General features: G+C 36.0%; 14 protein-coding genes and 1 other annotated feature (1 of these 15 only partly in view). Of the genes, 6 read left to right on the top strand and 8 right to left on the bottom strand.

The window, feature by feature from the left end; translation table 11 throughout:
* Nucleotides 1-165 (top strand) — a binding site (T-box leader); it begins 65 nt to the left of the window's first position.
* Between the two features lie 70 nt (nucleotides 166-235).
* Nucleotides 236-1,492, top strand: coding sequence for a tyrosine--tRNA ligase (tyrS, locus tag FS802_RS23230; protein WP_000512075.1), 1,257 nt, complete (start codon nucleotides 236-238; stop codon nucleotides 1,490-1,492).
* A gap of 77 nt (nucleotides 1,493-1,569) precedes the next feature.
* Here tyrS and FS802_RS23225 read toward each other — a convergent pair whose 3' ends face one another.
* Entirely contained in the window at nucleotides 1,570-1,872 is a 303-nt protein-coding gene (locus FS802_RS23225; RefSeq protein WP_000154637.1) for a YjdJ family protein, read from the bottom strand.
* A gap of 150 nt (nucleotides 1,873-2,022) precedes the next feature.
* On the opposite strand from FS802_RS23225, the gene FS802_RS23220 reads away from it, so the two are divergent.
* A complete protein-coding gene (locus FS802_RS23220; protein ID WP_000050944.1) occupies nucleotides 2,023-2,151 on the top strand; it encodes a hypothetical protein in 129 nt (42 codons plus the stop codon).
* Between the two features lie 66 nt (nucleotides 2,152-2,217).
* Here FS802_RS23220 and FS802_RS23215 read toward each other — a convergent pair whose 3' ends face one another.
* The 5 genes from FS802_RS23215 to rpsD all read right to left on the bottom strand — a co-directional run bounded on the left by FS802_RS23215 (nucleotide 2,218) and on the right by rpsD (nucleotide 6,502).
* Complete coding sequence (locus FS802_RS23215) at nucleotides 2,218-2,682, bottom strand: hypothetical protein (RefSeq protein WP_001147016.1); 465 nt, start codon at nucleotides 2,680-2,682, stop codon at nucleotides 2,218-2,220.
* A 72-nt stretch (nucleotides 2,683-2,754) separates the two neighbouring features.
* Nucleotides 2,755-3,219 carry a hypothetical protein gene (locus tag FS802_RS23210; RefSeq protein ID WP_000312812.1) on the bottom strand — a complete coding sequence of 155 codons (465 nt, stop codon included), beginning with the start codon at nucleotides 3,217-3,219 and terminating at the stop codon, nucleotides 2,755-2,757.
* Between the two features lie 256 nt (nucleotides 3,220-3,475).
* The gene (locus FS802_RS23200; RefSeq protein ID WP_000932708.1) at nucleotides 3,476-4,021 is read right to left on the bottom strand and encodes a hypothetical protein; all 546 of its coding nucleotides are present in this window, start codon (nucleotides 4,019-4,021) and stop codon (nucleotides 3,476-3,478) included.
* Nucleotides 4,011-5,402 carry a T7SS effector LXG polymorphic toxin gene (locus FS802_RS23195; RefSeq protein WP_002096281.1) on the bottom strand — a complete coding sequence of 464 codons (1,392 nt, stop codon included), beginning with the start codon at nucleotides 5,400-5,402 and terminating at the stop codon, nucleotides 4,011-4,013. The genes FS802_RS23200 and FS802_RS23195 overlap by 11 nt, the downstream gene beginning before the upstream one ends.
* A 497-nt stretch (nucleotides 5,403-5,899) precedes the next feature.
* Nucleotides 5,900-6,502, bottom strand: coding sequence for a 30S ribosomal protein S4 (gene rpsD / locus FS802_RS23190; RefSeq protein ID WP_000135322.1), 603 nt, complete (start codon nucleotides 6,500-6,502; stop codon nucleotides 5,900-5,902).
* 399 nt (nucleotides 6,503-6,901) lie between these two features.
* Here rpsD and megL point away from each other — a divergent pair, with 399 nt between their 5' ends.
* Complete coding sequence (gene megL, locus FS802_RS23185; protein ID WP_098654460.1) at nucleotides 6,902-8,080, top strand: methionine gamma-lyase; 1,179 nt, start codon at nucleotides 6,902-6,904, stop codon at nucleotides 8,078-8,080.
* Between the two features lie 62 nt (nucleotides 8,081-8,142).
* On the opposite strand, the gene FS802_RS23180 is transcribed toward megL, so the two are convergent.
* Complete coding sequence (locus tag FS802_RS23180) at nucleotides 8,143-8,622, bottom strand: GAF domain-containing protein (RefSeq protein ID WP_000494316.1); 480 nt, start codon at nucleotides 8,620-8,622, stop codon at nucleotides 8,143-8,145.
* 147 nt (nucleotides 8,623-8,769) lie between these two features.
* Between FS802_RS23180 and refZ the strand changes: the two genes are divergently transcribed.
* A complete protein-coding gene (gene refZ, locus FS802_RS23175) occupies nucleotides 8,770-9,408 on the top strand; it encodes a forespore capture DNA-binding protein RefZ (protein ID WP_000814938.1) in 639 nt (212 codons plus the stop codon).
* An 11-nt stretch (nucleotides 9,409-9,419) separates the two neighbouring features.
* On the opposite strand, the gene FS802_RS23170 is transcribed toward refZ, so the two are convergent.
* On the bottom strand, nucleotides 9,420-10,364 hold the full coding sequence (locus tag FS802_RS23170) for a DMT family transporter (protein ID WP_000358805.1): 945 nt from the start codon (nucleotides 10,362-10,364) through the stop codon (nucleotides 9,420-9,422).
* 124 nt (nucleotides 10,365-10,488) lie between these two features.
* On the opposite strand from FS802_RS23170, the gene FS802_RS23165 reads away from it, so the two are divergent.
* Nucleotides 10,489-11,331: a LysR family transcriptional regulator gene (locus tag FS802_RS23165; protein ID WP_098720313.1), complete on the top strand. Its 843-nt coding sequence runs from the start codon at nucleotides 10,489-10,491 to the stop codon at nucleotides 11,329-11,331.
* Nucleotides 11,332-11,538: 207 nt separating this feature from the next.
* Complete coding sequence (gene ezrA, locus FS802_RS23160; protein WP_000377307.1) at nucleotides 11,539-13,251, top strand: septation ring formation regulator EzrA; 1,713 nt, start codon at nucleotides 11,539-11,541, stop codon at nucleotides 13,249-13,251.
* The last annotated feature ends 178 nt before the right edge of the window (nucleotides 13,252-13,429 follow it).

Below are 13,429 nucleotides of genomic sequence, written 5' to 3'. Positions count from 1 at the left end.
AATCAGCACATAGATGATCGCGAATTACGCCCCTAGAGCATCTTTTTTCGATTGAATTGTATTCAAAAGGGAAAAGACGGTGCTAAGCCGTTATGTAAATAAGGTGGTAGGCTTTTTTTTGCCTGCAACTAGGGTGGTAACGCGATAATCAAAATCGTCCCTTATTTAAAGGGGCGATTTTTTTATGTTTTCAACCTTCACGCCAGTAATGAACTTAAAGGAGAGTATGTAGGATATGGGTATTTTACAAGATCTTGAATTTCGCGGTCTAATTAATCAGCAAACAGACGCTGAGGGACTTGAGCAATTATTAGAAAAAGAAAGCGTTAAATTATACTGTGGTTTCGATCCGACAGCGGATAGCTTACACATCGGTCATATGTTACCAGTATTAATGTTACGTCGCTTCCAATTAGCTGGTCACCAACCGATTGCACTTGTTGGCGGTGGTACTGGTATGATCGGTGACCCAAGTGGTAAAAAAGCAGAACGTACATTAAATACGAAAGATACAGTTGCTTACTACACAGAAAGCATTAAAAACCAACTTTCAAACTTCTTAGAGTTTGAAAACGTGGACAACCCAGCAACAATGGCTAACAACTATGACTGGCTTGGTAACTTAGATGTCATTTCATTCTTACGCGATATCGGTAAAAACTTCGGTTTAAACTATATGTTAGCAAAAGATACAGTAGCATCTCGTTTAGATACTGGTATTTCATTCACTGAGTTTAGTTATATGATTTTACAATCATACGACTTCTTAAACTTATACCAAAACCATAATTGCCGCTTGCAAATCGGTGGTAGTGACCAATGGGGTAACATTACAGCTGGTCTTGAATTAATCCGTAAATCAGAAGAAGATGCGAAAGCATTTGGTTTAACAATTCCACTAGTTACGAAATCTGACGGTACGAAGTTTGGTAAAACAGAAGGCGGCGCAATTTGGTTAGACCCAGAAAAAACAACTCCTTACGAGTTCTACCAATTCTGGATTAACACAGATGACCGCGACGTTGTAAAATACTTAAAATACTTCACATTCTTATCTCATGAAGAAATTCTTGAGCTTGAGAAGCAAGTAGCTGAAGCACCAGAAAAACGTGCAGCACAAAAAGCGTTAGGTTCTGAAATGACAAAACTTGTTCACGGAGAAGAAGCATTAGAGCAAGCGATTAAAATTTCAGCTGCATTATTCAGCGGTTCTGTAGCAGAATTGACTGCAAGCGAAATCGAACAAGGATTCAAAGACGTACCATCTGTAGAACGTACTGCAGAAGATACAGTATTAATCGACTTACTTGTAGAAAGCAAAATCTCTCCATCAAAACGTCAAGCACGTGAAGATGTAACGAATGGTGCAATCTACGTAAACGGTGAGCGTACACAAGCATTAGACTACGTTGTAACAGAAAACGACCGCATCGAAGGTAAATTCACAATCATTCGTCGCGGTAAAAAGAAATATTTCTTAATTCGTTACTAATCAGAAACGAATATAAACAAATAGTACCCCGAATTGTAGGCTGAAAAGTTTATGATTCGGGGTTTTTATGTGTGAATTTAGATTACCTTACGAGTTCTTGTAAATAGAATATGAAGAATTAATACGAGCATATAAAGTAAGCTAATGAGCATAACAATAAATGCTGTTGGATAAAATTTTGCCGCATATATAAAGAAATCTATTTGATAAATATCTTGGTAATTTGAAACGGTGCCTTTGAAGTAATTCGTAAACTTGGCACTATATTTCCATTCATCAGGATCATCTATTAAATTACTTCCCTGATACCAATTAATAAGTGCGGAAGTAATAAACAGCATACATGCACTACCCAATTGAACCATTTGGTTTATTGTCAAAATGAATCAACCTCCTATTTTATGGTTATTATAGCGTGCATTCATATTTCTGTAACCTTTTTGTTGTAATCTCCTTTTCGAGTTCATACGGAAATCACATGTAAGCGGTATGATAAATGTATAACAAATAGAAAGGAGTGGTAAAACAAAATGTCACTAGAAGCGCTCATTATTTTTTCTTTGCTAAACGCGGGTCAGCTTGCAGAGAATTCGAAGGTGGATGTACATAAAGAGCAGAAAGATGCTTATGTATATGTTCAAAAAGAGGAAAATAAATAATTTTAATATATATAAATAAAAGCTACTCGAAGTAACTGTTTTAGTTGTCTTCGGTAGCTTTTTACATTATGAATAGATAGGAATTAATTCTCGTTTAAAATCTTCGTACATTTCAAAGGCAATTTTCATGATTTCTTTGAGTTCTTCATAACTGTGGAAACCTGGACGGAGCACTTTTTCAGTATCATTGGATAATACGTCTACAAACATAGCCCAAGATGTTCCAGTTCTAACTTCACCAGTGTGCCATGCTTCCCAAATAAATTCAACGAGCCCATATTTTAAGCTGATATTGAATCTGAAAGTATAGAAATCCTTGTTCTTTACTTCACCAACAATAAAAAAGTTTTCTTTTTTCATAAAACGAGCTTTATAGCCAAGAGACTCGAATACTTCAATTACTTTTTCGTTTTCATGGTTTTCAAATGTATTTTCCCTATCAGAAAACTTTTCTGATAGGGCTTTATATCTCTTAATAAAATCAATTTTTGCAAGACTGGCTTGTATTTCAGGTTTTAATGAATAAGGCAAAAGTTATTCCTCCTAAAATATTAAGTCTATCCTTATTTTTGGGTCATTACTTCATATATCTTTAAGGTGAAATCATGAATAAATAGGAATTAATTCTCGCTTAAAATCTTCGTACATTTCAAAGGCAATTTTCATGATTTCTTTGAGTTCATTGTAACTGTGGAAATATAGCACGGGTACTTTTTCCGTGTCATTTGATAACAATCTTATAAATATGTCCCAAGGGTCTCCAGCTCTAACTTCACCATTATGCCATGCTTCCCAAATCAATTCAGCAACACCATATTTTAAGCTGATGTTGAATCTAAAGGTGTAGACATCTTTGTTTTTTACTTCTCCTACAATAAAAAAGTCTTCTTTTTTATTGTAACGAGCTTTATAGCCAAGAGACTCGAATACTTCAATAGCTTTTTGATTTTCATAGTTTTCAAATGTATTTGTTCTATCGGGAAATTTTTCTGATAAGGATTTATATCTTTCTACAAAATCAATTTTCTCAAGTACCTCTTTTATTTCAAGTTCTAAATCATATGCCATCAATTATTCCTCCCTAAACCTAATCTCAATAGCATATTTACCTTTCATTTCTTTCAAATACGTCTCAAAATTTTTCCTGAATTTGTTTCTTTTTTCGTACGTGAAATTGAAGTCTTTGCAAATGTATAATCCGCTTGATACAGTTCATTTTGAAGTATCTTAGTTATAATATTTTCACCAGTAAAATCAAATATGCCTTTTCCATGATATTTGATTTGAAACAAAGGAAAAGCTAACGTAAACGTTAGTTTAAATATCAATCAGGTGTTACATCGAGTACATCCCTAAATAGAATGTCATCAACAGTTACATCGGGACCAAATAGTGCGACATCGTCTGCAAATTTTATTCCTTCTATTTTTCGGCTACTATCTGTGTAACCAATTCTTTCATATCCGCTTGCTTTTAGAGTTGTTTCAATAACTGATATTAATTGAGATTGCAATCTAGTATATTCTTGCTCTGAATCTCCAGTTAAAGTAGGCATCATGCCATTGACATCTTTATTTACAATTTCAAAGGAATTAAGGATAGAATATACATTAGCTAGTTTAGAAATGATAAGATATGTAGTATATTCAACTTCAAACTCACCTTTTACATAACTTGGTAAAGTAATATACCAATCATTTGAAGGAAATACTATGTCGCTATCTCCTTTAATTTTAATATTATTTTTATTACAAAAATCAATTATTTGTTTAGGGAGAGTTAGTTTGATAGAAGACTTTTGTAGATATTCTTCTATATTTTTTTCAACGTAGTATTTTCTTTTTACTTCTTCAATTTTTTTATTTAACATTTATGTCATGCCCTCCTGACTTATCTGGTCCTTTAGTTCCTTTCAAATCAAAATCAATTTCACCTAAATGTTTACCTCTTTTATTGAGTTCTTCAAATCTTCCATGTTGAGTATCTACTGAGTAATGTTTTTTAGTTTTAGGGTCAGTATAAATAGTTCGTCCTTTATTCTTTTTTTCTAATGATTTATTTCTTTCCCATCCATTGTTTTTTGCGATTTCTTCCGCTTTCTTATTTACTTTGGGAATACGTTCTTCCTTAGGTAACTTGCTAATTCCTTTTTCAAAATCAGCTGCAATTCTACTAGAAGATTGGAATTTTTGAAGAGTATCAATACTATTTTGAATCGTATTATACCATACAAATGTACCATGTGTAGCAACACCTGCTCCAGCGGTTGTAAGAACTAAATCAGCTGGGATAACAATTGGTGATGCTGCCCCGAAAGTTACTCCTTCTAACAATACGGTTCCAACATTTGATCCTGTTACAATGGCTATACCGCCCAAAATTTCAAAAATAGATCCTACCCCTGATACAAAATTCCCCACAAGATTTCCGGCTTGAAAGGTTGTTTTGTTTTCTAATTCATTGCCCATTGGTAATTCCACGCCTGTAAAGTTTTCAGCAGCTGAATTACAAATTCCTTGGAAGAATTCCCAAGCGCCAATAGCTGTTTTTTGGTACCACGGTCTATTAGCTTCTTGTTCCTGCAAAGCCATTTTTTCTTCAATTTCTTTTTTTATTTCGGCTTCTTGAACTCTTTCCTCTGCAATTTTTTGAATAGAGGCTATCCATTCCATATTCAACCTTTGTGTACTAAATGTACCACTTACCGGACTAAAACCTTTCCCGCTTTGGACTTCCGCTAAACCCATAGCAATACTAGCTGCTAGTTGAAGGGCCGTGCTGTAGTTATTACTGGATGTATAATCGAATTCATGTAGACGCTCTAGTTTTTCATCAAGCTTTTTTCTCATCGTAATTAAAACAGCCACAATTGAGTCTACTCCAGGCATTGGTGTAAGTACCTCTATTGCTTCTATACTTGCAATGGTTTGATTGATTTCTTGGATTTGTTCTCTTATTTCTTGTTCGATAACATCTGTAGAAGCTACCTGTGATTGAAAGTCTCTTGGAAAAGCATCATTTTGACGGATTAATTCTTCGCATAAGTAAATGATTCCTTGTGCTAACGGACGAAAGGTTTGTAAGAAATATGCTTTTGCACTACTATATGTTTGTCCTTGTAGAACAGTATCCAATGCAAAAGCGTCAATAGAATGAATAATTTGTTCCATTCCTTGAATAGTAGCGTTACAGAAAGCATTCATACTTTCTGTTTGAGCTTGTACTTCACCGAGATACATATTTAAAGACATGAACTTTCCCTCCCCTTACAAGAAAATAATACCAATTTAAGGGAGTTGTTGTAAATGTAATATTCTGATTATTGAGCTGAAAAGTTGCTTGTTCATTAAGTTTTTTAATCTTATTCGGATGCTCTGGTGATGAAGAGGTTTTTAAGGTTGAATGTAAATAGAAAAAGGGAAGGTATAGATTATATACAAATAAATACGTTGTAAAAATCATGTTAACGAAAGGAGAGTATAGCAAAGAAAAATGAGTTATGGGGGAGAATATAGTATTTTTAAGTGTTAGAAGAAGGGGGAGGTTTTTATTAATGTGGATAAAAAATTGATGAAATTCTAGAGAGAGGGTTAATTTTTATTAACTATAGACTTGCAGTTCTTTTTTATTTTGTTACATTGTTTTATTTCTATACATACAATCGGCTATATTCAATAAAAAAAGCCCAGGCCCCTTGATAAACAAGGTTCCTAAGGCTTTTAATAATACTCTTTGCAGAGTACCGAGATTAACGAGAGTAGAACTCTACGATTAATGCTTCGTTGATTTCAGCTGCTAACTCAGAACGCTCAGCGTGACGAGTGTAAGTAGCTTCTAATTTATCAGCATCGAAAGTTAAGTATTCTGGTACGAAGTTGTTAACTTCGATCGCTTCTTTAACAACAACAAGGCTGTTAGATTTTTCGCGAACGCTGATTGTTTGACCAGGTTTTACACGGTAAGATGGGATATCTACGCGAGATCCATCAACTGTGATGTGGCCGTGGTTTACTAATTGGCGAGCTGCACGACGAGTGCGAGCTAAGCCCATACGGTAAACTAGGTTGTCAAGACGAGCTTCAAGAAGGATCATGAAGTTTTCGCCGTGCTTACCAGGCATTTTACCTGCTTGGTCAAATGTGCGACGGAATTGACGCTCAGTCATGCCGTACATGTGACGAAGTTTTTGTTTCTCTTGTAATTGTAAACCGTATTCTGAAAGTTTCTTACGTTGGTTAGGACCGTGAGGACCTGGTGCGTAAGGGCGTTTTTCTAATTCTTTTCCTGTGCCGCTTAGAGAGATTCCAAGACGACGAGACAGTTTCCAAGCTGGACCTGTATAACGAGCCATAGTTGACTCCTCCTTTAAAAATGTTTTTATTTACGTAAAATAAAAACAGACGTAATCGATATTTACGGGCATTTTGTTTTCATGTACCTTCGCTCCAGCAGCAGGGAGTTACGAGATACACCTCCGTAGAGGAACAAAATACAAACGATAAACTCACATTACAAGGCTGCCTTTTTATTTTACACAAACGCTATTATATCTTTTACCCAGAGTTTCGTCAAGCGAGTACGTTTTTGTTTTATGCATATAAATTTTGGAAATTAATAAGAAGGAATTTAAAACGATATACAAGAAGTGATAGAAACACAAATAAAACGCTTACATAAAATGTAGTAAAAAATGTTCATTAATTTTTTGTTGATGAATATGCGGGATAAAAACATAAAAGGGGATGTTTTTATGAAAAAGAAGCATATGGAGACAGCGTTAATTCATCACGGGTATACATCTGAGGAACATAAAGGAAGTTTAACACCACCGTTATTTCAAACGTCTACATTTACATTTGAGACTGCGCAGCAAGGGGAGGCAAGTTTTGCGGGAGTGGATCCGTCTTATATTTACTCAAGACTTGGAAATCCAACCGTAAAATTATTTGAAGAACGTATGGCGGTGTTAGAAGGGGGAGAAGAAGCTCTTGCTTTCGGATCCGGTATGGCAGCTATTTCAGCAACGTTAATTGGTTTTCTAAAAGCTGGAGATCATATTATTTGTTCAAACGGATTATACGGGTGCACGTACGGTTTTTTAGAAGTGTTAGAAGAGAAATTTATGATTACGCATTCGTTTTGTGATATGGAGACAGAGGCTGATATTGAAAATAAGATTCGTCCAAATACAAAGCTTATTTTCGTTGAAACACCGATTAATCCAACGATGAAATTAATCGATTTAAAACAAGTTATTCGGGTTGCGAAGCGAAACGGCTTACTTGTCGTTGTCGATAATACGTTTTGTTCACCTTATTTACAAAGACCGCTTGAGCTTGGTTGTGACGCGGTCGTTCATAGTGCGACAAAATATATTGGTGGTCATGGCGATGTTGTGGCGGGTGTAACGATTTGTAAAACGAAAGCATTAGCTGAAAAAATTCGCCCGATGCGAAAAGATATCGGTGGTATTATGGCGCCGTTTGATGCGTGGTTATTATTACGCGGATTAAAGACGTTAGCGGTAAGAATGGACCGTCATTGTGATAATGCCGAAAAAATTGTATCGTTTCTGAAAAATCATGATGCGGTAGAAGGTGTTTGGTATCCAGAAGGTGAGTTAGCATCTCATCAAATGAAACGGGGGGGCGGTGTGATTTCTTTTTCGGTAAAAGGCGGGAAAGAAGAGACGCAAGCGTTTATCAATGACCTTCATTTTATTACAATTGCGGTAAGTTTAGGAGATACAGAAACGTTAATTCAGCACCCAGCAACGATGACACACGCTGCGATTCCAGCTGAGCTAAGACAAGAAATGGGTATTTACGATAATTTAATACGTTTATCTGTCGGTTTAGAATCATGGGAGGATATCGTTTCTGATTTAGAGCAGGCACTAAAGAAAATATCTACTGTTAGTAATCAATAAAAAAGAGTGAGCTATCGGTTTCGTACGTGATGTACGCAATCGATAACTCACTCTTTTCTTTTTTAAATATGTTTTAGGAGTGTTTCCACAAACTTTTCTAAATAGCGCTGATCTACTTCATCAAAACGATTTTTTTCAGGGCTATCAATATCAAGTACACCAATGACAGTTCCTTCTTTCACGATCGGTACAACGATTTCTGAATTCGAAGCACTGTCGCAAGCGATATGTCCTGGAAATTGGTGAACGTCTGCTACAAGTTGCGTTGTTTTCGTTTCGGCTGCTGCGCCGCAAACGCCTCGTCCAAATGGAATGCGCACGCAAGCGGGCATTCCTTGGAAAGGTCCAAGAACAAGCTGATTTCCGTCTGTTACATAAAAGCCAACCCAATTCACACGATCTAAAAATTGATTTAATAATGCGGACGCATTTGATAAGTTTGCGACTACGTTCGGTTCGCCAGTTAATAATGCATCCAGTTGTTTAATTACTGTCTCGTATTGCTCTTCACGAGAACCTGCATAACTTTCTTTTGTAAACATGGAAACAACTCCCTTTTTATCGAGATGTGTAAAAAATTAGCAAAATACGATGTATTTCACATGACTTTGTCGATAGAAAATTAAAGGAATTTGTCTTAAAAGTCAAGAAATTTAAACTATAGCTGTTCAGTGAGAGGAAGTGAGCGCATGAAACAGACGAAACAAAAAGTAATTGATGCGGCAATATCGTTGTTTAACACGAAAGGTTATGATGGAACGTCGGTGCGAGAAATTGCAAAGCGAGCGGATGTGAATGTAGCGAATATTTCATATTATTTTGCTGGAAAGCAAGGTTTATTAGAACAGCTTATTACTGACTTTTTAGAAGGATATATTCATGTGATTGAAATGTCGTTCGAACAGAGAGAATATTTGTCGGCTAAAGATGTGATGGTGCAAATGGTGCGCGGGATTTTACGATATCAATTTGAAAATAGGGAACTGACACGTTTCTTCTACCGAGAGCTTTCACTTGATACGACATTAATTCGCGAAGTGATGACCATTTACTTTTCTAAAGAAAGATATTATATAGAGCAAATGATTAGACAGGGACAAATGAAGCAGGAATTTAAAAAGGTATCTTTTACAATGTTTATGACGCAATTAAAAGGCATGATGAATATGCCGTTTTTATATCCGCAATATATATCAGAAGTGCTGCATTCTTTTCCGTCTGAGACATTTTTCATAGACATGTACACGAAAGAAATTGAGCAATGGATGGAGCAAACATTATGTATAACGAATATGTACTATGAATTGCCAAGAGCTGTTCATATGTGAAAAATCCCCACCTAACGAACTGAGGTGGGGATTTTTGGGCTTTCTTTCCTTTGCCATACATTGTTGCATAAGAGCGCGATAATTGTTAATGAGGCTCCGGAAATTTCAATTTTGTCGACTGTATAACCTCGAAAGATGGAACCGATAAGTGCAAGTACAGGAACTAAATTCATAAATAATATGCCGTTAATAGATGAAATATAGCGATTTCCTGTGTTCCAGCAAAATACAGCGATAACACCTGCAACAATCGACATATACAAGAGTTCAAAACGAACGCTCATAATTGTACGAAGTGACGGCATAGTAACGATGTTTGTGTAAGTGAAGAAAGTGACGATAACGATGAGTGAAATGGAGCCGAATAAACAAGTTAACGTCGTATATCGAAGTGGTGACCAAGATTGAAAACGAGCACCACCGTTCGTATAAATGACCCAGCAAGTAACGCCGCATAGCATAAGTATATTTGTTGAGAGGTGACTGGCAGCTCCAAATAATAAGTGAATATTTCCTTTTGAAATGACAAGCATAACACCGAGCAATGCAACGAACATACAAAGGAATGTGTAGTTTTGCGGGCGTTTGTTTTTTGTTATCCACTGCAATAATAAAGCGATGAGCGGCATAAGAGATTGAATCATCGCAGCATGAATGGCCCCAGAAGGCCCGGCAAGTTGTTGGCCGTAAAAAATGAGAAAACCATATCCAGCGAAACCGACTGTTCCGTAAAAGAATAACGAAAGTGTTCTTTTTTCTAAGTGGAGTGAAGTTTTTCCTTCAGTAATGAATAGCAAAATAAGAAAAATAATAGCTGCTGATCCGTATCGGATAGTTGTGAAGAAGAACGGATCAATAAACTGCAGAGCATTTGCCATGACAGGAAACATAAATCCCCAAGCCGTTACGGCAAGTAAGCATAGGAGGGATCCGAGTAGCATTTGTTTTTTGTCCAAGAGTATCTTTCCCCTTTTCATTTCGTTATAGTAAGTTGATGAAATAAGTATAAAGAGTAATTGTTTATAGAGGGAAATATCGATTTTTTATGACAGTTATAACTTTTTGTTAGAGGTGTGTACGATGGATTTGGAAGCAGTACGATCGTTTATTGAAGTGAAGAATACGCGAAGTTTATCAAAGGCGAGTAAGCTTTTACATATTTCTCAACCGGCGCTTAGTAAGCAAATTCAAAGGTTAGAAGCGGATTTAGAGGTTACTTTACTGAAGCGTTCCGCGCAAGGAGTGGAATTAACAGAAGCTGGAGAGTTATTTATAACAAGAATGTTACCGATTTTGGAACACATCCATGAAGTGAAAGCCGAAATGAAGAATTTTCAAGAGAAGCGGAAAATTTCTATAGGCATATTGCCAAGTTTAGCAGCGCATTATATATCAAAATGTAAAGATGTATTAGGTGAAGGATTCGAAGTAGAATGGAAAATTGAGCATACGAAAGTACTAATGGGACTCTTTAAAGAGCGGAAGATTGAAGCGATGTTCGTCGATTTAGTAGTAGAAGACGCTACGTGTATAAAAGAAATGCGAGAAGAAAAAATTGTTTGTGTAGTTTCAAGTGATCATCTTTATAAAGAGAAAATAGTAATCCGAATGGAAGATTTGCAAAATGAAAAGTTAATCGTATATCCAGAAATTTGTGATGTAAGGAAAATGATTACGAATATGTTTCAAGGGATAGGTGCGAAACCAATCATTGCATTTGAAACTTCTTATGCAGAACCGATGCTTGCAATGGTCGGAGCTGGACTTGGTATTACGTTACTTCCAGAAATCGCAGTAGAGCAAGCGGTAAAGCAAGGAAATGTGCATGCGATTTCAATTGAGCCACCACTTGTGCGCAAAATTTATTTCGTATCTCATATGAAAGAGAACCTGTTATTACAATCATTTGATGATGGGAGATAATCCAAACAGAAGATTGAGAAAGATTACAATTGCATTGAAAGAAACATGAAATTTTAAAAAAAACTAGGTCAAAAACACGCCATTACATGGTATGATTAGTACATTGTTAGTTGTTAAATATAGGGGGATTCCCTTTTTATACATAATGCCTTCCATTTCATAAACGGAACGGACAAAAAAAGAGATATAACTAGGAGGCTTTTTTGCATGGATTCTATCCTGACGATCGTTATCATTGTAGTAAGCTCTATTCTAGTGCTGCTCATGATAGAGCTTGTGATAAGAAATCGTTCATATAAAGATATTGAAGCACTGGAGCAGTGGAAACAAGAGATAAAAGATAAGCCTGTGGCAGATGAACTAAAACGGGTGAAAGACTTAAATATGACAGGTCAAACAGAAGAACTGTTTGGTAAATGGCGTGAAGAATGGGATGAGATTGTATCAACAACCCTTCCGAAAGCAGACAAAGATTTAGCGCAAGCGCGAAAATTCGCCTCGCAATTCTCCTTCCGAAAAGCAAAGCATGCGATGAATGAATCCATAAGTGGTTTAGATGACGCTGATAATCGTATTACAGACATTTTAAATGAATTACAGCAATTGTTAGAAAGCCATGAAAAAAATAGCTCGGAAATTGAGGGGTTACGTGATACATATCGTAGTATGAAGAAGAGTGTTCTTGCTCATAGACATATGTATGGAGCAGCAGAGCAGAAAATCGAAGAGATGCTAGATGCTGAATCTAATAAGTTTAAAAGCTTTGAAGAGGCAACAGATAATGGCGACTACTTAAAGGCGAGAGAAATTGTCATTAGTTTAGAAGAAGGTTTAGCAAACTTAGAAATCATTATTCATCAAATTCCAGATTTATTGGTAGAGTGTCAAGCGACGTTACCAGTTCAGCTGGAAGATTTATTACACGGACATAATGACATGGTAAGACAAGGTTATGTATTAGAGTATTTGGAAGTCCCTAAAGAAGTTCGTGATATGACGACACAACTACAAACATGTTTAATGGATATACAGGAGCTTCATATAACGGAAGCAGCTGAAAAAGTAGAAAACTTAAAAACGCGTTTAGATGGCTTCTATGATCAATTAGAACAAGAAGTACATGCGAGACATTATGTGGAGCAAAAAACACTTTCTGTTTATGAAGACTTAGAAGAAATTCGCATTGAAACGATTGAAACAAAAGCAGAAACACAACTTGTGAAACAAAGTTATCAGTTACAAGATAAGGACATTGAGTCTCAAAAAGTAATTGAAAAGCAAATGCACATTTTAATGAAACGTTTTGAAATGCTGCAATTACGCGTTGCGGAACAAGATATTGCCTTCTCTATTATTCGTGAGGAACTAGAAGAGGTTTATGAGCAATGTGAAACGTTAAAAGTACTTCATGCAGAATATAAAGAAATGTTGCAAACGATGCGTAAAGAAGAATTTGAAGCGCGTGAGAAGTTACAAGAAATGCGAAATATCATTTTTGAAACGAAACGTTTTATGAAAAAGTCGAATTTGCCAGGTCTTCCAGAAAGCATTATGGAAGATTTAAAAAGAGGACAAATGGCAATGCAAGCTGTATATGAACAGTTAGAAGTGAAACCGTTAAATATGAACGCTGTAAATAGCAGTTTAGAAGAAGCGTACACAACTGTTAATGGTGTAGCTGAAATGACAGAAGAGTTAATTGGACAAGCGTATTTAGTTGAAAAATTAATTCAATACGGTAATCGTTACCGCAGTCATGATGAGAACCTTGCAGAGAGCTTAAATTATGCGGAGAAATTATTCCGTGAATATCAATACGATGCAGCTTTAGAACAAGCGGCTTCTGTACTAGAGCAACTTGAACCTGGCGTTGTTCAAAAAATAGCTGAATATGTAGACAATGAACAAACCCTTTCATAAGGGTTTGTTTTTTTGTGTAATTTTGCAGGCGATGTTGCTATAATGAATAGCGGAATACAGCAAGGTTATTCGTTTCAAAATAAAGTGAAACTGTAATCAGTGGGGGGATCTCACTAATTATTATTATTCACTAATCGGGATAAAACGGAACCTTTGCGTAGTCTTAGCGTAATGACAC

The organism is Bacillus sp. DE0042, from assembly GCF_007680225.1.
Classification (GTDB): domain Bacteria; phylum Bacillota; class Bacilli; order Bacillales; family Bacillaceae_G; genus Bacillus_A; species Bacillus_A wiedmannii.
This window is presented reverse-complemented; position numbering and strand designations above follow the sequence as displayed.